Genomic DNA, 20,221 nt, shown 5'->3' with positions numbered 1-20,221 from the left:
GCAGGGCGAGCAGGGCGGTATTTTTGACGGGCGCGACGGCGTCGTCATGCACGGTTTGGTTTTTACTACGAAATTTGCTACAAAAATGTAGTAACAATAAATTTCCAAAAAGGAAGATTGCACTATCTTGGTGCGAGAACCATCCAAAGCAAGGAAAAATCCGGATCATGTAGTCGGACTACAGCTGTCTTTACCATGTTCTGTAGCTGAAATACAACGAGCTACCCTTTCGCAGCCGGTAGCAGATGCAAAAACCGCACTTTTCCGTAGTCGTACGCAACTCACGTTGACAGTGCATCTAGTTTTAGTACAGAATCGGCTCAGAGCGTCCTAGAACGTTGCCTTTGGAACCCGTGCAGTCGCCGCCATGCTGAAGATACGGGAATTGTGTAGTAATGATGAGATGAGGGGACAGAATGAAATTTTTCGCCAATACCCGTACCAAGAGTGCCGCATTCCCACTGAGCCCGGTCGCTGCCGGCTGCGCGCTGTTCGTGTCCGCCATGTCGGGCAACGTCTATGCGCAAGCTTCCGCTGCGCCGCAAGCAAGCGATCAGCCGATCACAACGGTCAAGGTGTCGGGCATTCGCCGCGGTATCGAGGACGCGATTTCGGTGAAAAAGGATTCGTCTTCCATCGTCGAGGCTATCTCCGCGGAAGATATCGGCAAGTTGCCGGACGTTAGTATTGCTGAATCGATCGCCCGCCTTCCCGGCCTGGCGGCGCAGCGCGTCGGCGGCCGCGCCCAGGTTATCAGCGTACGCGGCCTGTCGCCGGACTTTTCGACCACCTTGCTCAATGGCCGCGAACAGGTCAGCACGGGTGACAACCGCAGCGTCGAATTCGACCAGTATCCATCCGAGCTGCTCAGCGGCGTGACCATTTATAAGACCCCGGACGCCGGCCTCGTCGGCCAGGGCCTGTCCGGCACCATCGATATGCAAACCGTGCGTCCGCTGTCGTTCGGCAAGCGCACCATCGCGATGAATGTGCGCGGCGAGAAAAATTCGCTCGGCGGCATCGCCAATGCGAAAGACACCGGTAACCGTTTCAGCGTCAGCTACATCGACCAGTTCGCCGACCGCACAATCGGTATCGCGATCGGTTACGCGCACCTGGCGTCGCCCGTCTTGTCCAACGAAACGGGGTTGTACGAGCCGTGGAAAACCGAGGCGCGTCCTGGCGTGCCTGCCGGTACCTCCTTGATGGACGGGCTGAAGTCGGTCGCGCGTAGCGGCACCAACAAGCGCGACGGCGTCATGGGTGTGCTGCAATATCGTCCAAACAAGACCTGGACCAGCATGATCGATATGTACGCATCGAAATTCAAGCGCGAGGAAACGGCCAATCAGTTTGAAGTGGCGCTGAACGATTACAACGGCGGCTACAAGCCGGGCTTGCTTTACACGCCGGCGACCACATCGAATGGCGTGCTGACCGGTGGTTCGGCGAGCGGCGTATATCCATTGGTGCGCGGTATGTACAACGACCGCAAGGATGAGATCAAGGCGGTCGGCTGGGGCAACACGCTTCGTTTCGATGGCTGGTCCGTGTTTGCCGACGTAAGTTACTCGAAGGCAAACCGCGACGAAGTGAGCTTGGAAAACAACCTACAGCTTAGCAACGCTGCCGCCGATCCTTTCCTCGACACCGTCGACCTGAAATTCGCCACCGGCGGCTTTTCGCAAATCGGTGGCCGCCTGAACTATACCGACGCCAAGAACCTGTACCTGCGCAACACGATTTATGGTTCGGGCTACGGCAAGACGCCGAAGATCGAGGACGAACTCAAGGGCTTCAAGCTGGTCGCCTCGCTGCCAATGCCGACTATGCTGCAAAGCTATTTTTCGGGCGTGGACGTGGGTGTTAACTACGCCGACCGCAAGAAAAACAAGGTGCAGCCCGAAGGCGCGATTACCCTGCGCGGCGCGCCGGGTCCGGTTCCTGGCGAGCTGTTGTATGGCCAGGTCGACCTCGGGTTTGCAGGTACCGGCATGATCCCTTCGTGGAATGTGCCAGGCGTGGTTGGCCAGTACATGAACTTCAATCCAAGCTCGACCGAGTCGTTCCTGATTTCGAAGGCATGGGAAGTGAACGAGAAGATCACGACCAGCTTCATCAAGGCCAATATCGACAGCGAAATCGGATCGGTGAGCGTCAAGGGAAATGTGGGCGTGCAGGTGCAACACACCGAACAGTCGTCGCAAGCCAACTATTTCGACGGTACCGCGCCTGTCGGCAGCCAGGTCAAGCCGGTCAACGATGGCATGACCTACACCGATTACCTGCCAAGCTTGAATCTGTCGTTTGGCCTGAGCAACCAGCAGACCATCCGCTTTGCGGCCGCCAAGCAATTGGCCCGTCCGCGTATCGACCAGCTGCGCTCTGCGCTCGACTTCAACGTCGGCACGGTCGACTTTAAACCAGGCGCGAGCGGCGGCAATGCGCGTCTCGATCCGTGGCGCGCCAAGGCACTCGACTTGTCGTATGAGAAGTATTTTGGCAATAAGGCGTATTTCGCGGTTGCGGCCTTCCACAAGAAGCTCGATACCTACATCTATACGCAGACCCTGGATTACGATTTCTCAAAATACATTCCTGGTACCAATGCCATTACCGCCATCGGTAATTACAAGGCTCCGTACAACGGCAGTGGCGGCAAACTGAAGGGCCTGGAACTGTCGGCTTCGCTGCCGCTGAGCCTGCTGACGCCGATTCTCGATGGTTTCGGTGTGTCGGCCAGTGCGACCCATAGCAAGAGCACGATCGCGATCGAAGATCCGGACAGCAGCATCGGCAAGAACATTCCACTGCCGGGCTTGTCGAAGCGCGTGACCAACCTGACTTTGTACTATGAAAAGAACGGTTTCGAGACCCGCGTCAGCCAGCGCAAGCGCTCGGACTTCGTTGGTGAAATTGGCAACTTTGCCAATGATCGTACCCTGCGTTATGTGGTGGGTGAGGATGTGGTCGACTTCCAGATCGGTTACAACTTTACCGAAGGCAGCTTCAAGGGCTTGGGTTTGGTGTTGCAGGTTAATAACGTTGGGGATACCGCGTATGAAACCTATGGCGGCGACCGCAACAAGCCGCTGGAATACCAGAAGTATGGTCGCACCTTCCTGATGGGCGCGAACTACAAGTTCTGATGAGTGCCGTGCCGGGGTGATTCCGGCGCTGAAAACAACCCCGGCGCACGCGAGTGTGGCGGGGTTGTGTCGTTTTGGGGATGCCACGAGAAGGCGCCGAGCGCGTTAACGACGACTAGATTGCACGAATAGCCTCAATTACACCCCACTTGTACGCAACTCCGTTACAAAAAATCGCATTCTGGACTACAAGAGAGTAAACTGTAGGATGCTTTCCCGTCGGGCTAGCTAGTCAAATTGTGAGTGTCCTATGTCTGAAACCCCTGTATTACTGTTTTCCGAACTCAACCTGAGCGCCCAAGTGCTGAAGGTCATGAAAGAAGTCGGTTACGAAACGCCGTCGCCGATCCAGGCTGCCACCATCCCGCTGCTCCTGGCCAATCGCGACGTGCTGGGGCAGGCCCAGACCGGAACCGGCAAGACCGCGGCCTTCGCGCTGCCGATTCTGTCGCGCATCGACATCAAGCAGCAGTCGCCACAGGCGCTGGTGTTAGCTCCTACCCGCGAACTGGCCATCCAGGTCGCCGAAGCATTCCAGAAGTACGCAACGCACATCAAAGATTTCCACGTCCTGCCGATCTACGGCGGCCAGAGCTACGGTCCGCAGCTGCAGGCGCTGCGCCGCGGCGTGCATGTGATCGTCGGCACGCCGGGCCGCGTGATCGACCACCTGGAAAAAGGTTCGCTCGACCTGTCCAAGCTCAAAACGCTGGTGCTCGACGAAGCCGACGAGATGCTGCGCATGGGCTTTATCGACGACGTCGAACAGATCCTGCAAAAAACCCCTGAATCGCGCCAGACCGCGCTGTTCTCGGCCACCATGCCGTCCGCGATCAAGCGCATCGCCAAGACCTACCTGCGCGATCCGGCTGAAGTCACGGTCGCCGCCAAGACCGGCACCGCCGACAATATCCGCCAGCGTTACTGGATGGTGAGCGGCATGCAGAAGCTTGAAGCGCTGACCCGCATCCTGGAAGCGGAACCATTCGACGGCATGATCATCTTCGCGCGCACCAAGCTCGGTACCGAAGAACTGGCGACCAAGCTGCTGGCGCGCGGCTTCGCGGCCACCGCAATCAACGGCGACATGCAGCAAACGCAGCGCGAACGCACCATCGAACAGCTCAAGAACGGCAAGATCGACATCCTGGTCGCTACCGACGTCGCCGCGCGCGGCCTGGACGTGGAACGCATCAGCCACGTGATCAACTACGACGTGCCGTCGGACCCGGAAAGCTACACCCACCGCATCGGCCGTACCGGCCGCGCGGGCCGCAGCGGCGAAGCGATTTTGTTCATCACCCCGCGCGAGCAGGGTTTGCTCAAAGCGATTGAACGCGCCACGCGCCAGCCAGTTGCCCCGCTGACCTTGCCGACCGTGAAAGCCGTCAACGACGTGCGTATCGCCAAATTCAAGGACCAGATCACCGAAGTGCTGGCGGCCGGCGGACTCGATGTATTCCGTTCGCTGATCGAAGAATATGAGCGCGAGCAGAACGTGCCCGCCGTCGAAATCGCAGCGGCCCTGGCCAAGCTGGCGCGCGGCGACATTCCGCTGCTGCTGGAAAAGCCGAACCGCGACGCCAAGAGCGCGCCATCGTGGCAGGAAAACGCCCCTGCCGCGCGCGCACCGCGTTCGGACGCGCCAATGCGCAGCGACCGTGGCGACCGTGGCGATGCGCCAGCGTTCAAGCGCGAGCGCGTATCGCGTCCGTCGGAAGAAGGCATGGGCACCTTCCGTATCGAAGTCGGTCATGCGCACGGTGTCAAGCCGGGCAACATCGTCGGCGCGATTGCCAACGAAGCGAACATCGAGTCTAAGTTCATCGGCCGCATCGAGATCTACGACGACTACAGCACGCTCGACCTGCCGGTCGACATGCCGGCGGATTTGATCGATCACCTCAAGGGTGTGTGGGTCGCGGGCCAGCAGCTGAACATCACGCGTGATGGCGAAGCGCCGGCGGTCAAGAAGGCGGCGGCCCCGAAAAAAGCGGGCGACCGTCGTTTTGAAGAGAAGAAGCTCGGTCCTAAGAAGCCGTACGACGCGGCCACCAAGGCCAAGAAGGAAGCGCGCAAGCTGGCCAAGCCGGAGTAAAGCGGCAGGCGGGTAAAAAGATGGGCAGCTTCGGCTGCCCATTTTGCGTTTACCTCAGTGGGAGGCAACCGGCATCGCTGCCTGGGTTGCTGGCGCTTCGTCCTTCACCAGGCACCACAAGGCTGCCGAGATGGCCAGCGAAGTGCCGCAGATGACGTACAAGGTGCTCTGGTCGGCTACTTGTTTCAGCACGAAGCCTACGCCGGTGGACATCAACTGCGGCAGCACCACCGACAGGTTGAACACGCCCATGAAAAAGCCCATGCGGCTTTTGTCCACCTTGTCGCTCATGATCGCAAACGGCAGGCTGACAATGGCGCTCCAGCCGATGCCGACCACCGCCATCAGCGCGTACAGCATCATCGGCGTGCGCGCCACGGTCGCAATCAAAAAGTACCCGGCCGCCATGATGGCGATGCAGCCGGCCTGCGTGTGCACGCGGCCGATCCTGCGCGCGAGGGGGGCGAGCACCAGCGCCGGCAGCAGGAAGCCGACTGTATTGAGCACCGCAAAGGCGTACGCGATGATCTGGCCGCTCATGGCGTCCGCCGCCTTGGTGTCCAGCCCCGCCGGCACCAGCTGCTGCCCGATGAATCCATAGGTGTAGACGAACATCGACTGCACGCCAAGCCACGCAAAGCCGTGCGCGATATAGATGCGCCATAGCTGGCCCCAGTCGGCCTTGGTGGCCGCTGCGGTGTCGTTCTTTTTCACCAGCTCGCGTTCTTCCTTGATGAAGAACATCGGCACCACCGAGAACAGGAACACGATGCCGGCGCCGACCGAAATGAGCACGTCGTTGCCCATGGTCGCGCCGATCACGTAGGCCATCACGCCGAAAAAGCCCGACACGGTCTGCATCCACGTGTAGCCGCGCGTGCGCGCTTCGCCTTCCGGGGTCAGGTCGGCGATGATCGAGCGGGTCGGGTTGAAGCTGATATTGATCGACAGGTCGAGCGTGAGCGCGATGATCACCGCCACGATGACCATGTCGTCGATACCCAGGAGTTTGCCCACGATGTCGATGCGCGGCAGCAGGAACACCATCAGCGCGGCCAGGGTGCCGCCGATCAGGATGAAGGGCCGGCGCCGCCCGCCCCAGAACCAGGCATCGTCGCTGATCAAGCCGATGATCACCTGGCCGAAGATGCCTGCCAGCGGTCCGGCCGCCCACACGATCCCGATTTCGTGAATTTCGAGGTTGAAGCGCGTGCTCAAAATCCAGCTCAGGGCCGAAATCTGGATACAGAGCGCAAATCCCATCGCCGTTGAAGGCAGACTCAGGGTCGCGTAAAAAAGGTTATTCAGGCGCTTCTGCATGTCCAGCATCGTGTCCCCATCTTGTCTGTTATTTGACTACAAAATCGCGATTTTGCTCGTCCTGTTGCGGCGATTTTACTATGGAACTGTTTAGATTGACACTTAGAAATCGTCATGTTATTTTCCTACAAATATAATGCGTAGCCAAACGCCTGGAGACTTTCGATGCAGATGCAATTCCCGCCAATCAAACCACGCCTGAGTTTCTGGCAGTTGTGGAACATGAGCTTCGGCTTCTTCGGCATCCAGTTCGGGTTTGCTCTGCAAAACGCCAACACCAGCCGCATTTTCTCGACCCTGGGCGCGAACGCAGACGACCTGCCGCTGTTCTGGCTCGCCGCCCCGGTCACCGGGCTGCTGGTGCAGCCGGTCATCGGCTACCTGAGCGACAATACCTGGCACCCGTTCTGGGGCCGGCGCCGTCCATTCTTTTTCCTCGGCGCGTTCCTGGCCACCGTGGCCATGTTCCTGATGCCGAACTCCACGTCGCTGTGGATGGCGGTGTTCGTGCTGTGGATGATGGATGCGTCGATCAACGTGTCGATGGAGCCGTTCCGCGCTTTTGTGGGCGACAAGCTGCATCCGACCCAGCAGACCTCGGGCTTTGCGATGCAGACCTTCTTCATCGGCTGCGGCTCGGTGATCGCCTCGCTGCTGCCGACCATGTTTACCGAATGGTTCAACGTCAGCAATGTGCCGGTCAACGGCGGTATTCCGGATACGGTGCGCTACTCGTTTTATGTCGGCGGCCTGGCCTTCATGGGCGCGGTGTCGTGGACCGTCATCACCACCCGGGAAACCCCGCCCGAAGACCTCAAGGCGTTTCGCGCCGATGTAGAGAAGCGCAAGGGCACGCTGCACGCACTGCGCGAGATTCTGGGTGGCTTCACCACCATGCCGCGCACGATGGTTCAACTGGCCAGCGTCAGCTTCTTTTCGTGGTTGGCGCTGTTTACGATGTGGGTCAACACTACCCCGGCCGTGGCCGAAAATGTCTTCGGCACGCTCGACGCCCAGTCGCCTGCATTCCAGAGCGCCGGCAACTGGGTTGGGGTGATGTTCGCCGTGTATAACGGCGTGTCGGCCATTGCCGCCTTTATCCTGCCAGCGATCGCGCGCCGCACCAACCGCAAGATGACGCACCTGGCTTGTCTCGTCATCGGCGGCATCAGCCTGGCCAGCATTTTCTTTATCACGCAAAAAGAGATGCTGCTCATTCCGATGATCGGTGTTGGCATCGCGTGGGCCAGCATCCTCACCGTGCCGTATGCCATCCTGGCGGGCGCGCTGCCGGCGGAGCGCATGGGCTTCTACATGGGCGTCTTCAATTTCTTCGTCGTCATCCCGCAAATCATCGGTGGTGTGATTCTCGGTCCGATCAGCGCGGCGCTGCTCGGCGGGCGTCCGGTGGCGACCCTGCTGCTGGCCGGTGCGTGCATGGCCATCGGCGGCTTGCTGACCGTGTTCGTGGCTGACAAAGGCGAGCAGGCCAGCTAACGTGGCGTCGAAATTTTCCTACCTGTCGTATCTTATTGTTAATAGACAGGAGTAAAAATGACCATCCACACAGTAAACACCACGGCTTTTGCCGGACAGCGCCCGGGCACCTCCGGCTTGCGCAAGAAGGTCAGCGAGTTCCAGCAACCCGCTTACCTTGAAAATTTCGTGCAGTCGATCTTCAACACCCTGGGCGACTGCGCCGGCCAGACCCTGGTCGTCGGCGGCGACGGGCGCTATTTCAACCGCCACGCGATCGAGGTCATCCTGCGCATGGCGGCGGCGCACGGCTTTGCCAAGGTGCTGGTGGGGCAGGGCGGCATTTTGTCCACGCCGGCGCTGAGCTGCGTGGTGAGGAAGCGCGCCGCCTCGGGCGGCATCGTGCTCTCGGCCAGCCACAATCCGGGCGGACCCGATGGCGACTTCGGCATCAAGTACAACATCGCCAACGGCGGCCCCGCTCCTGAAAAAATCACTGACGCCATCTACAGCCATACGCAGGTCCTGAGCCAATACCGCATCAGCGACGCCGCCAATCTCGATCTCGATGTCATCGGCAGCGCGCGCATCGAGCAGATGGACGTTGAAGTCATCGACCCGGTGGCCGACTACGCGGCGCTGATGGCCGACCTGTTCGATTTCGGCGCCATCAAGGCCCTGTTCTCAGGCGGCTTCACGATGCGTTTCGACGGCATGCATGCCGTCGCGGGCCCGTATGCGCACGCCATCCTCGAAGGCTTGCTTGGGGCGCCGCGCGGCACCGTCATCAACGGCGAACCGCTGGAAGACTTCGGCGGCCACCATCCCGATCCGAATCCCGTCAATGCGGCCGAACTGATTGCGCTCATGTCCGCAGCAAGCGCACCGGATTTCGGCGCCGCGTCGGACGGTGACGCCGACCGCAACATGATCGTCGGGCGCGGCATTGCCGTGACACCGTCCGACAGCCTGGCCATCATCGCGGCCAATGCGGCTGTGGCACCGGGCTACCGTGGCGGCATCAAGGGCATCGCCCGCTCCATGCCCACCTCCACCGCGCCGGACCGGGTGGCGGCGGCGCTCAAGGTGCCGTGCTACGAAACCCCGACCGGCTGGAAATACTTCGGCAACCTGATGGATGCCGGCATGGTGACGCTTTGCGGCGAAGAGAGCTACGGCACCGGCTCGGACCATATCCGCGAAAAGGATGGCTTGTGGGCCGTGCTGTTCTGGCTTAACCTGCTGGCGGCCAGCGGCAAATCCGTCGATACGCTGGTGCGCGAGCACTGGGCGCGTTTCGGCCGTAATTACTACTCGCGCCACGATTACGAAGCGGTCGAGTCCAGCGCTGCGGAAGGCTTGATGGCGCACCTGCGCGAGCAACTGCCGGCACTGGCCGGCCAGGTCATCGACGGCTACACTGTCGATTTCGCCGATGATTTTGTTTACAAGGACCCGGTCGACGGCAGCATCGCGAGCAAGCAGGGCGTGCGCATCGTGATGACCGATGGCTCGCGCATCGTGTTCCGCCTGTCCGGCACCGGAACCGAAGGCGCCACCATCCGACTTTACCTCGAACGCTACGAGCGTGACATGGCCATGCACGACATTCCGGCGCAGGAAGCGCTGGCCGGCCTGGCCACCATCGCCGACCGCCTGGCCGGCTTGCACCAGCGTACGGGGCGCGACCGGCCGACGGTCACGACCTGACAAACCACTTTAACAATCAGCCAACAGGGAATACATGAAATTTTCCGCACTTGCAGTTTCACTGGCGCTCACTTTCGGCGCTGCCCACGTCAGTGCCGCCCCGCCGGTGGCGCGCACCCCGTTTGTGTGGGAAAACGCGACTGTGTATTTCCTGTTGACGGACCGCTTCAACAACGCCAACAAGGCCAACGACCTGGCGTACGGGCGCAAGGCCGATGCCGCGCCGCTGCGTGGCTACATGGGCGGCGACCTGGCCGGCGTGACCGCGAAGATCAAGGAAGGCTATTTCAAGGAGCTGGGCGTCGATGTGATCTGGATCACGCCGCCGGTCGAGCAGATTCATGCTGGCACCGATGAAGGCACCGGCAAATCGTACGGCTTTCATGGCTACTGGGCGCGCGACTTCACCAGCATCGACGCCAACCTCGGTACCGAAGCGGACCTGCAGGAACTGGTCGACACCGCGCACGCCAACGGTATCCGCGTGCTGCTCGACGTGGTGATGAACCACACCGGCCCGGTCACGGCGCTTGATCCTGTGTGGCCCAAGGAATGGGTGCGCACCGCACCGGTGTGCGCCTTCAAGGATGCCCGCACCACGGTCGACTGCACGCTGGTGAAGAACCTGCCGGACTTGCGCACCGATGTCGACCGGCCCGTCGCGCTGCCGCCGGCGCTGGTGGCCAAGTGGAAGGAAGAGAAGCGCTACGATCGTGAAGTCGCCTCGCTCGATGCCTTTTTCAAAGAGACCGGCTACCCGCGCGCGCCGCGTTACTATCTGATGAAATGGCACGCGGACTGGGTGCGCAAATATGGCTTCGACGGCTTCCGGGCCGACACCGCCAAGCACGTCGAGCCGCGCGTGTGGAAGGACCTGAAGAAAGTCGCCAGCAAGGCGTTCGAGGACTGGAAGCGCGAGAACCCGGCCAAGCGGCTGGGCGATGCCAAGTTCTACATGACGGCCGAAGTCTACAACTACTCGCTGCGCCACGCGCACCAGTTCGACATGGGTGGCGAGACTTTCGTTGATTTCTACGACAATGGTTTCGACAGCGTGATCAATTTCAGCATGACGTCGGACGCCAAGGGCGGCTACGACGCCATGTTCGGCCGTTATGCCGCGCTGCTGGGCGGGCCGCTGCGCGGTTACTCGGTGATTAATTATCTGAGTTCGCACGACGATGGGGCGCCGTTCGATCCGGCGCGTGCGCGTCCTTTCGACTCGGCGGTGAAGCTGCTGCTCTCGCCTGGCGCGGCGCAGATTTATTACGGCGACGAGACCGCGCGCCTGCTCACGCACGACGGTGCGAAGGGCGACGCGGTGCTGCGCTCCTTCATGAATTGGGAGGAACTGGCCAGCAACGCCCAGCGAGACGGCTACCGTATCGCCGATGTGCGCAAGCACTGGGGCCTGATCGGCCGCTTCCGCCAGGCGCATCCTGCGGTGGGCGCGGGCGAGCATCGCAAGCTGCAAACGACCCCGTACACGTTTGCGCGCACATACGAGAAGGACCGGGTCGTGGTGGCGCTCGATCTGCCGACCGACAAGTCGACGCCGATTGTGGTGGGGCCGATTTTCAGGGATGGCGAGTCGGTGACGGATTACTACTCGGGCAAGAAGGCCGTGGTGGCGGGCGGGAAGGTCGATTTCCACACGAAGAACGGGATCGTGCTGATCGCGAACTAAGCACCTAAGGGCAACTCCAAGTTATCCACCGTCGGATCTAACCAGCTTTACATCCAGCGTGACCATGGACCATTTCATACATTTCATACAATAGGGTATGCTACGCGCGAACTGCCCGAACTGTCCCAAGCGACCGCGATGACCAAAGAACACGATTCAGAACAAAAGTACAGCCGTACCGCCTATGCCGATGGCCCGCGCCTGCTGGCCGATATCGGCGCGACCCACGCGCGCTTTGCCCTCGAAACCGCGCCCGGCGTGCTGCGCTCGGTGCGCGTGCTCAAGTGCGACGACTTCTCCGGCATTGTCCCGCTGCTCCATACCTATCTCGCCGATCACACCGGCATCCGCATCAATCACGCTGCCTTCGCCCTCGCGAACCCGATCAGCGGCGACATGATCCGCATGACCAACCGCGACTGGCAATTCTCGACCGATGAAGTGCGCCGCGAACTGGGCCTCAATACCCTGCTGATCGTGAACGACTTCACCGCCCTGGCGATGTCGCTGCCCGGCTTGTCGGGCGACGATCTGATGCAGGTTGGCGGCGGATCGCCGGCAACGAATGCCGTTATCGGGGTAGTTGGACCGGGCACCGGCCTTGGCGTATCCGGCATGATCCCGACGGTCGACGGCTTCGTCACCCTTGGCAGCGAAGGTGGTCACGTCAATTTCGCCCCGGCCGACGAGCGCGAATTCGCGATCCTGCAATACGCATGGAACGAATGGTCGCACGTCTCGAATGAGCGCCTGATTTCCGGCCCCGGTATGGAACTGATCTACCGCGCGCTGGCCCAGCGCAACGGTGTGCAGGCCACGCCACGCACCTCGCCCGAGATCATCACCGGCGCGTTGGAGGACAACGACGCACTCTGTCTCGAGGTGCTCGACTGCTTCTGCGGCATGCTTGGCGGCGCGGCCGCCAACCTGGCCGTCACGCTCGGTGCCTTCGGGGGCATCTTTATCGGCGGCGGCATCGTGCCGCGCATGGGCGAGTGGTTCGCCACATCGACGTTCCGCGCGCGCTTCGAGGCCAAGGGCCGCTTCACGTCCTATCTCGGCCAGATCCCGACCTACGTCATCATGATTCCCAACCCGGCCTTCATCGGCGTGGCGACGATCCTGTCCGAACACCTGCGCGGGCGCAGCGGCGCCAATACGCTGATGGAGCGCGTGCAGCATCTCCAGCACGAACTGTCGCCGGCCGAACAGCGCGTCGCTACCCTGGTGCTTGAACACCCGCGCAAGGTCCTGGGCGAACCGATTGCGGAGATCGCGCGCCTGGCCGACGTCAGCCAGCCGACCGTGATCCGATTCTGCCGCTCGCTGGGCTTTCTGGGCCTTGCCGACTTCAAGCTCAAGTTCGCAAGCAGCCTGACCGGCACCATCCCCGTGCGCCACAGCCAGGTGCGGGTATCCGATAGCACGCACGACCTGTCGGCCAAGGTGATCGACAATACCGTGTCGGCGATTCTGAAATTTCGCGACCAGCTCGACGTGGTGTCGATTGACCGCGCCATCGCGCTGCTGCGCAAGGCCAACCGGGTGGAGTTCTACGCGATGGGCAATTCACGCGTGGTGGCGCTGGACGGCCAGCACAAATTCTTCCGCTTCCGCATTCCCACCTCGTCGTACGGCGACTCGCACCTGTTCACGCTGGCCGCCGAACTGCTCAAGCCGGGGGACGTGGTGATCGCCATTTCCACCTCGGGCCAGCTGCCGGAGCTGTTGGCGGCTGTGGATGCGGCACGCGCGACGGGCGCCGACGTCATTGCGATTACCAGCAGCAAATCGGCGCTGGCGAAACGGGCGACCATTTGCCTCGCGGTCGATCACAGCGAAGACAGCACGAGCTTCCTGTCGATGATCTCGCGCGTGCTGCAGCTGCTGCTGATCGATATTCTGTCGGTCGGCATTTCGCTCGGCGCGCAGGGCGACGATCCGGCGGATCACGAGAAAAAGCGCTCTCTCATCTCGCACCTCGATATCTGATCACTCCACGAACACGACGGCGGTGCGCGCGGGGATGGTAAAACGTCCCGTCGCGCTGTCGAACGTGCTTGCCGCGGCGCGCTGGTCGGCTGCGGCCGGCGCCGTATGCACTGGATGCAGGCGCAGGCGCCTGCCGCGCATCTCGGCCACATCGAGCGTGTGCGCCACCTTGTCCACATTGATGAAGTACGTCACGCCCTCAAAGCCGGCGCCGGCGTAGCCCGTGCCGACGACGTGCGCAGCGATTACGGTGGGAACCTGCTTCGACCCGGTGTTGTAGAAGCGCAGGCGCTGCCCGATGTCCCGCGCGCTGCGCATGCGGAACAGCGTGGAGCTGGCCCTGATTTTCAGCAGGTCGCGAAACGCATCGCGGGTGAATGCGATATCGGCCGGCGCCGGCTTGAGCGCGGCATTGGCCAGCAAGGGTTTGATCAGCGCGTAGTCCTTGGCGTTGTCGTCGGCCGGCGGTGCACCGGTGCCGAAGTAATTGTCCTGGTAAGTCCAGTCGATGCGGTTGAACCAGTCGCCTGAATTGAAGCTGTTGCGGTCCATCGATTTCGAGCGCAAGGTGTCGATCCCGGCATGAAAGTAGGCCACACCCTGGCTGAACGCGTTGATCGCCGCGCCCAGTATCTGCACCCGGGCGCGCTCGGCACCTGATGTCGCCAGCGGCAGCTTGAACACGTTCATGTCGTACAGCGTCTGGTTGTCGTGATTTTCGACGTAGTTGACCGCTTCGCCGGGCTCGCTGGCGTATCCGGCCGGCTGGCCGTTGTAGTCGATGGCCTCCAACGCCAACGTGCTGTCCTTCCAGGTCGTCATGGCATAGCTGCGCACCGAACCGGCCAGCCCAACGCGCACCATGTCGGCCGCCTGCATCAGGTCCGCCGGCGCCCGTTCGCCGGCCAGCGCATTCGGGTCGTACACCAGACCGTTGATGTAGCCCTGGCGCCGGATCATGTCCGCCCCGCCATCGGCCGCCGAGCCGCCGCGTACATGGTCGCGCGCGCGGTCGCTGAAGGTGCCGATGCCGCTGCCGTTGAGCGACAATTGCGACGCCTGCACGAAGCGCGCGCCATCGGCCACCTCGCCGAAGTTCCAGCCTTCGCCGATCAGCTGTACATGGCGGCCCGCCGCCGCGTTCACGCGCGCCTGCAACTGTTCCATCGCCGCGCGCGGCTGGTGGCCCATCAGGTCGAAACGGAACGAGTCGATCTTGTACTCGCGTGCCCACAAGGCAGCCGAGTCGATCATGAGTTTGGCCATCATGCGGTTTTCGGTCGCGGTATTGTCGCAGCAGGTCGATTGCTCGACGGCACCAGCCGCGTTCAGGCGGTGGTAGTAACCGGGTACGATGCGGTCGAGGACCGATTTTTCCTTCTGGCCGGAGGCAAAGGTGTGGTTGTACACCACGTCCATGCCGACCCGCAGGCCGGCCCGGTGCAGGTTCATGACCATGCCGCGCAATTCGACGATGCGTGTGGCCCCATCAGCCGCATCGCTGGCGTAGCTGCCTTCCGGCGCGTTGTAGTGATACGGATCGTAGCCCCAGTTGAAGCAATCGGCCGCCGCTGTCTGCCTGATCAGCGCCTGCTGCGCTTCGCTGTCCGCCGCGCCAGTGGGCGCCGGCTGCGCGCAGCCGCGTTCCGGAATGGTGGCGATGTCGTACACCGGCAGCAGGTGCACATCGGTCATGCCGGCGCGGGCAAGGGCGGCCAAGTGCTTCATGCCGTTTGAATCGGTCTGGGAAAAGGCGGCGTACTTGCCGCGCCTGGCCGCCGGCACGGTCGCGTCGTTGATTGAAAAATCACGCACGTGCAGCTCGTAGACGACCATGTCGGTCTGCGCCGTGACTGTCGCCGGTGGCGCCGACTTGTCCCAGCCGGCCGGCTTGAGTCGCGGCGAGGCCAGGGTGGCGATGTAGCTGCGTTTCGAGTCGGTGGTCAGGCTGACCGAATACGGGTCGGTCACCATGTTGCGCACCAGGCCCGTGCCATCGGCCACCACGTCGACCGCGTATTTGTAGTATTTGCCGGACAGGTCGCCTTTTCGCGTGGCGCTCCAGATGCCGGTCGCGCGGTCGAACCGCATCGTATCGATCGCTTTCGCACGCCCGCTGCTGCTGTCATAGGTGCAGACGGATACCTGACGGGCAGTCGGCGCCCACAGCTTGAATGTGGTGCCCCGGCGCGCAGGGATGGCACCGAGATCGCTCGCCGATTCCGCGGCCGCGTAAAGATCGTCGAGCGCGCCCGCCGCCTGCAGCCTTGCCGCCGCGCGCACTTTTCCTGCGGCGTCCTCCTGCACCAGTACCAGCTGCTGACGGTGCAGGTCGGGCAGGCGCGCCAGACCGGATGCCGCCACGGCCAGCATCACGCCCTTGCCGACGTACCTGAAGCGCTGCGCCACGTCCGGTGCCAGGGCGCCGCTGAAAGCAGCGAGCGACAGCGCGCCTGATGCACCGGTGACCGTGCCGCCGGCCGGCGCGACGATGGTGCCGTCGGGCGAGTGATAGAGTTTGAATCGCCCCGCGTTCTCCACGCCGGGCCATTGCGCAAGGCGCCGGTCGAGCCAGACAGCGCGTGCATCGATGCTGCCGGGCGACGGCTGCACGATCGTTTGAAACGCGCCGCTGTCGCACACCGCCGCCATCTGCGCGGCCGACGCCGATGCGCTCGCGCCGGCGAGGACTGCGGCCCTGAAAAGTGAAAAGGTCATCTGGCGTCCGGTGTCGTCGTTGTAGAAGTGCCAGGACATCGAGGTATCTTTGCTACACCACGATTTCGTCCAAGCCCCCGATTTTTGCATATTATCGGCGACTTTGTAGTGAAATTACATATTCAGACTACTTTTTCCCGGGTGCCAGCTGATATTTTTTGAGCTTGTCGTACAGGGTTTTGCGCGGCACGCCGAGTTGGTCGGCGGCGGTCGACACGTTGCCGTCCACCGCGTCGAGCGCATTGGCGATCAGCTCGCGCTCATAGGCGTCGAGTTGCTGCGGCAGGCTCAAGGCCGCGCCGGGCGCGGCAACCGCGACTGGCGCCGGCGCCGCGACGATGCCCAGCACCAGCCGCTCGGCGAAGTTACGCAGCTCACGCACATTGCCCGGCCACTCCGCCGCCTGCCACTGGCTCATTTGCTGGCTGCTCCACTGCGGCACCGGCCGCCCGTAGCGCTGCGCCGCATCCTGCGTGAAGTGCGCCATCAGCGGCGCGATGTCGTCGCGCCGTTCGTTCAGGCGCGGCAGGTCGATGGTGGCCACGCCGATGCGGTAATACAGATCTTCGCGAAAGCGCCCCTCTGCGCTCAGTTCGAGCAGGTCGGCCTTGCTGGCCGCGATGATGCGAAAGTTCACCGCAATCGCCTCGTTGCCGCCCAGCCGCTCGAGCCGGCGTTCCTGCAGCACCCGCAGCAGCTTGACCTGCAGCGCCATCGGCATGCTCTCGATCTCGTCGAGGAACAGGGTGCCGCCGTTGGCGTATTCCAGCTTGCCGATGCGGCGTTTGTGCGCGCCTGTAAACGAACCGGCCTCGTGGCCGAACATCTCGCTCTCGAACACCGATTCGGGCAGGGCGCCGCAATTGATCGCGACAAAATTGCCCTTGCGCGCGCTGGCCGCGTGGATCAGGCGCGCGACGACTTCCTTGCCGGTGCCGGTCTGGCCGTTGATCAGAATGTCCACGCCGGCCGGTGCGATATTGCGCACCAAAACCTTGAGCCGTTCGATGGCGTCGGAGTGTCCCACCAGCTGCGGCGTATCCGGATGCAGCGCCCACGCGGTCTTGAGGCGGCGGTTTTCCAGCACCAGGCTGCGCCGCTCCTGCGCGCGCCGGACCGCATCTAACAGGCGTTCGGCGCCGAACGGTTTTTCGATGAAGTCGTATGCGCCAGCACGCATGGCGCCGACCGCCATCGCCACATCGCCATGGCCGGTGACCATGATCATCGGCAGTTCCGCGTCCAGCGCCACAACTTGCGCGAGCAGGTCGAGGCCGGAGCGTCCGGGCAGCCGGACATCGCTGACGATCACGCCATCAAAAGCCGCGTCCAGCGCCGCTTCGGCTTCTTCGGCGCTGGCGAAGGCGCGCACGTCGAAACCTTCCAGTTCCAGGGTCTGGGTGGTGGCCAGGCGCAGCGGCGCTTCGTCTTCCACCAGGATGGCTTGCATGGTTTTCATTCATTCCCCTCGTCGTTTTCCCCGCCCGGCAGCGGCAGGCGCACCTCGAACTGGGCGCCGCCGCCGGGGCGGTTGCTGCCTTCGAGCCGCCCGTTCATGGCTTGCACGATCGATGATGATATCGCGAGCCCGAGCCCGAGGCCCTTGCCCGATGGTTTGGTGGTAAAAAATGGCTCGAACAGGTGGGCAGCCACGTTGTCGGACATGCCCGGACCGCTGTCGGCGATGCATACCACGGCGTAGCCATCTTGCTGCGCGAGCGTGACCGACACTTCACGTACGGCTGCGTCGTCGACAGCGTCGAGCGCATTGCGCAGCAGGTTGATGAACACCTGCTCGATGCGCACGGCGTCGCCGGTGATCAGCAGGGGAACGGGCGGCGGCAGCGCCAGCGCGACGCCCAAACGTTTGAATTCGCCCTGCAGCAAAAATGCCGAGGCGGCGAGGGACTGGGCGATGTCGACCGTCGCCACGGCGTCGCTGCGCCGCGCGAAGCCCTTCAACTGGCCGATGATGGCGCCCATGCGCGCGCTGGCGTCGCTGATGTGGGTCAGGTTGGCGCTGGCCTGCGCTTGCTGCCCGCGTTCGAGAAAGGTGCGCGCGTTGTCGGCAAACGCACGGATCGCGGCCAGCGGCTGGTTCAGTTCATGCGTGACGCCGGCCGCCATCTGTCCCAGCATCGCGAGCTTGCCTGCCTGGACCAGCTGGTCCTGGGTCGAGCGCAGCACATGTTCGGTTTGTTTCAGGGTGGCGTAACGCGCTTCCAGGTCGTCGTTGGCCTGGCGCAGCAGCGCGGTGCGCTCGGCCAGTTTCACATCGAGTTCGCCGGCCGCGCGCTGCAACGCCGCGTTGGCGGCCTGGCGCTCTTCGAGCCGGCGGCGGCGCTGGTATATGGCCCAGGCGGCGACGATGGCACTGGCCGCGACCAGGGCGGCTGCCAGCGCCCACAGGGCCGCCACGCGCTGCACCCGGCCCGGCGCGGGGAACAGCATCAGCTGCCATCCCAGGGGGCCCGTCTTGCGCGCTGCATGAGGCACCGGCTGCCCCTCGATGGGGGTGATGGTGCGGCGCGCGTATTGGTCGGTGCTGGCCAGCTCGCGCTGGGTGGCGGCGCTCAGGGGGTGCAGGCTGCGGTACTTCCATTGCGGCCGGTTGGACAGGAACACTACGTCGGCACGGTCGGCCAGCACGATGGTGTCTTCGGCGCCGGCCCAGTTGCGTTCAAATTCGTCGAGGCTGATCTTGACCGCGACCACGCCGCTTACGGTGGCACCAGTCATCACCGGCTGGGCGATGAAGTAACCGGGTTCGCTGGTGGTGCTGCCGATGCCGTAAAAGCGCCCGGCGCGCCCGGCCAGCGCTTCGCGAAAATACGGACGGTAGCCGAAGTTCCTGCCCACGAAGGTGAGCGGCAAATCCCAGTTGCTGGCGGCGATCGTGTTGCCGGCGCGGTCCATCAGGTAAATGGCGCCCACTCTGGACTGGCGGGCGATCGCCGTGAAGCTGCGGTTGACCTGGTCGATGCGCGCGCGCTCGCCGGGATGGGCGAGCAGCGCGGCCACGTTTTCCTGCAGGCCGACGACGTAGGGCAGGGTTTCGAACTTGTCGAGCGCCGATTCCAGTTCGGGCGCCATCAGCTGCAGCTGGCGCGCGCCGCGTTCGAGTTCGTCGGCGCCGCCCTGGCGCGCCGCCCAGTGATAGGCGCCCGCAATCAGCCCCGCGCTGACGAGCAGCGCGAGGAGCCAGGCGAGTTGTCGTTTTACGTGCATGGTCGGCCCACGGAGAGTGGCCTCGATTCTACTGCACGCGCACGCTCAGTCGACAGCCGCCATCCTTATTTCATCGTTGTGATGGCGCTGCTGCTCTTCCATCACGAGTGCCCCCAGCTCGCGCTTGAGTTCATTGAAGGCTGCCGACGACGGATCGCGCATGCGCGGCAGTTCGACGATGATGTCGCGCTTGACGGTGCCCGGCCGGTAGGTCATCACGATGATGCGGTCGGCCAGGTAGATCGCCTCTTCGATGCTGTGGGTGACGAACACGATGGTCTTTTTCAGGTCGGCCCAGATGCGCAGAAGCTCGTCCTGCAGGTTGCGCCGGGTGAGGGCGTCGAGCGCACCGAACGGTTCGTCCATCAGCATGATGGGCGAGTCGAGCGCCAGCACGCGCGCGATCGCCACGCGCTGGCGCATGCCGCCCGACAGGTCCTTGGGAAAGCGATGCCGGAAATCCGACAGCGACAGCATCTCCAGCAGGGCACCGACGCGCTGGTCGATTGCCCCCGCTTCCATGCCCTTGATCCCGAGGCCGAAGCCGATGTTCTTTTCGACCGTCATCCAGGGGAACAGGGCGTACTCCTGGAACACCATGCCCCGGTCCGGGCCGGGGGCGGTCACGCGCACGCCATTGGCGTGGATGTCGCCGGTCGATGGCAGCGAAAAGCCGGCGATGGCATTGAGCAGGGTCGATTTTCCGCATCCCGAGGGCCCCAGCAGACAGACGAACTGGCCGTCGGGGATATGCAGGTTGATGTCGCGCAGGGCGGTCACTTCGCGCTCGCCGGCGTTGAATATCTTGCTGACGTTCGCAACGTCGATATGGGAGGAAGTCAT

General features: G+C 62.8%; 11 protein-coding genes. 6 read left to right on the top strand and 5 right to left on the bottom strand.

The window, feature by feature from the left end; all coding sequences use genetic code 11:
- Window positions 1–416: 416 nt before the first annotated feature.
- Both RBA40_RS21850 and RBA40_RS21845 read left to right on the top strand, forming a co-directional pair.
- A complete protein-coding gene (locus RBA40_RS21850) occupies window positions 417–3,149 on the top strand; it encodes a TonB-dependent receptor (protein ID WP_306649904.1) in 2,733 nt (910 codons plus the stop codon).
- 250 nt (window positions 3,150–3,399) lie between these two features.
- Entirely contained in the window at window positions 3,400–5,247 is a 1,848-nt protein-coding gene (locus RBA40_RS21845; protein WP_306649902.1) for a DEAD/DEAH box helicase, read from the top strand.
- Between the two features lie 54 nt (window positions 5,248–5,301).
- Here the strand turns inward: RBA40_RS21845 and RBA40_RS21840 are convergent, their stop codons facing one another.
- Complete coding sequence (locus RBA40_RS21840) at window positions 5,302–6,567, bottom strand: MFS transporter (protein ID WP_306649901.1); 1,266 nt, start codon at window positions 6,565–6,567, stop codon at window positions 5,302–5,304.
- Between the two features lie 165 nt (window positions 6,568–6,732).
- Here RBA40_RS21840 and RBA40_RS21835 point away from each other — a divergent pair, with 165 nt between their 5' ends.
- The 4 genes from RBA40_RS21835 (at window position 6,733) to RBA40_RS21820 (ending at window position 13,432) form a co-directional block, all read left to right on the top strand.
- On the top strand, window positions 6,733–8,064 hold the full coding sequence (locus tag RBA40_RS21835) for an MFS transporter (RefSeq protein WP_306649899.1): 1,332 nt from the start codon (window positions 6,733–6,735) through the stop codon (window positions 8,062–8,064).
- A gap of 57 nt (window positions 8,065–8,121) precedes the next feature.
- Complete coding sequence (locus tag RBA40_RS21830; protein ID WP_306649897.1) at window positions 8,122–9,753, top strand: alpha-D-glucose phosphate-specific phosphoglucomutase; 1,632 nt, start codon at window positions 8,122–8,124, stop codon at window positions 9,751–9,753.
- A 34-nt stretch (window positions 9,754–9,787) separates the two neighbouring features.
- Entirely contained in the window at window positions 9,788–11,440 is a 1,653-nt protein-coding gene (locus tag RBA40_RS21825) for an alpha-amylase family glycosyl hydrolase (RefSeq protein ID WP_306649895.1), read from the top strand.
- A 138-nt stretch (window positions 11,441–11,578) separates the two neighbouring features.
- Window positions 11,579–13,432, top strand: coding sequence for a glucokinase (locus RBA40_RS21820; RefSeq protein WP_306649894.1), 1,854 nt, complete (start codon window positions 11,579–11,581; stop codon window positions 13,430–13,432).
- Here the strand turns inward: RBA40_RS21820 and RBA40_RS21815 are convergent, their stop codons facing one another.
- The 4 genes from RBA40_RS21815 to RBA40_RS21800 all read right to left on the bottom strand — a co-directional run bounded on the left by RBA40_RS21815 (window position 13,433) and on the right by RBA40_RS21800 (window position 20,221).
- Window positions 13,433–16,189, bottom strand: coding sequence for an alpha-1,6-glucosidase domain-containing protein (locus RBA40_RS21815; protein ID WP_374710532.1), 2,757 nt, complete (start codon window positions 16,187–16,189; stop codon window positions 13,433–13,435).
- An 88-nt stretch (window positions 16,190–16,277) separates the two neighbouring features.
- A complete protein-coding gene (locus tag RBA40_RS21810; RefSeq protein ID WP_374710530.1) occupies window positions 16,278–17,609 on the bottom strand; it encodes a sigma-54-dependent transcriptional regulator in 1,332 nt (443 codons plus the stop codon).
- A complete protein-coding gene (locus tag RBA40_RS21805; protein WP_306649893.1) occupies window positions 17,606–19,378 on the bottom strand; it encodes a sensor histidine kinase in 1,773 nt (590 codons plus the stop codon). The genes RBA40_RS21810 and RBA40_RS21805 overlap by 4 nt, the downstream gene beginning before the upstream one ends.
- 45 nt (window positions 19,379–19,423) lie before the next feature.
- Window positions 19,424–20,221, bottom strand: coding sequence for an ABC transporter ATP-binding protein (locus RBA40_RS21800; protein WP_306649891.1), 798 nt, complete (start codon window positions 20,219–20,221; stop codon window positions 19,424–19,426).

Source organism: Massilia pseudoviolaceinigra (assembly GCF_030846505.1).
In the GTDB taxonomy this organism is placed as follows: domain Bacteria; phylum Pseudomonadota; class Gammaproteobacteria; order Burkholderiales; family Burkholderiaceae_D; genus Telluria_A; species Telluria_A violaceinigra.
This window is presented reverse-complemented; position numbering and strand designations above follow the sequence as displayed.

Bases quoted from the DNA above. Each gene is read 5' to 3' on its own strand.
- RBA40_RS21850 (WP_306649904.1), top strand. From the start codon at position 417: ATGAAATTTTTCGCCAATACCCGTACCAAGAGTGCCGCATTCCCACTG.
- RBA40_RS21845 (WP_306649902.1), top strand. From the start codon at position 3,400: ATGTCTGAAACCCCTGTATTACTGTTTTCCGAACTCAACCTGAGCGCC.
- RBA40_RS21840 (WP_306649901.1), bottom strand. From the start codon at position 6,567: ATGCAGAAGCGCCTGAATAACCTTTTTTACGCGACCCTGAGTCTGCCT.
- RBA40_RS21835 (WP_306649899.1), top strand. From the start codon at position 6,733: ATGCAGATGCAATTCCCGCCAATCAAACCACGCCTGAGTTTCTGGCAG.
- RBA40_RS21830 (WP_306649897.1), top strand. From the start codon at position 8,122: ATGACCATCCACACAGTAAACACCACGGCTTTTGCCGGACAGCGCCCG.
- RBA40_RS21825 (WP_306649895.1), top strand. From the start codon at position 9,788: ATGAAATTTTCCGCACTTGCAGTTTCACTGGCGCTCACTTTCGGCGCT.
- RBA40_RS21820 (WP_306649894.1), top strand. From the start codon at position 11,579: ATGACCAAAGAACACGATTCAGAACAAAAGTACAGCCGTACCGCCTAT.
- RBA40_RS21815 (WP_374710532.1), bottom strand. From the start codon at position 16,189: ATGTCCTGGCACTTCTACAACGACGACACCGGACGCCAGATGACCTTT.
- RBA40_RS21810 (WP_374710530.1), bottom strand. From the start codon at position 17,609: ATGAAAACCATGCAAGCCATCCTGGTGGAAGACGAAGCGCCGCTGCGC.
- RBA40_RS21805 (WP_306649893.1), bottom strand. From the start codon at position 19,378: ATGCACGTAAAACGACAACTCGCCTGGCTCCTCGCGCTGCTCGTCAGC.
- RBA40_RS21800 (WP_306649891.1), bottom strand. From the start codon at position 20,221: ATGACTTCCTCCCATATCGACGTTGCGAACGTCAGCAAGATATTCAAC.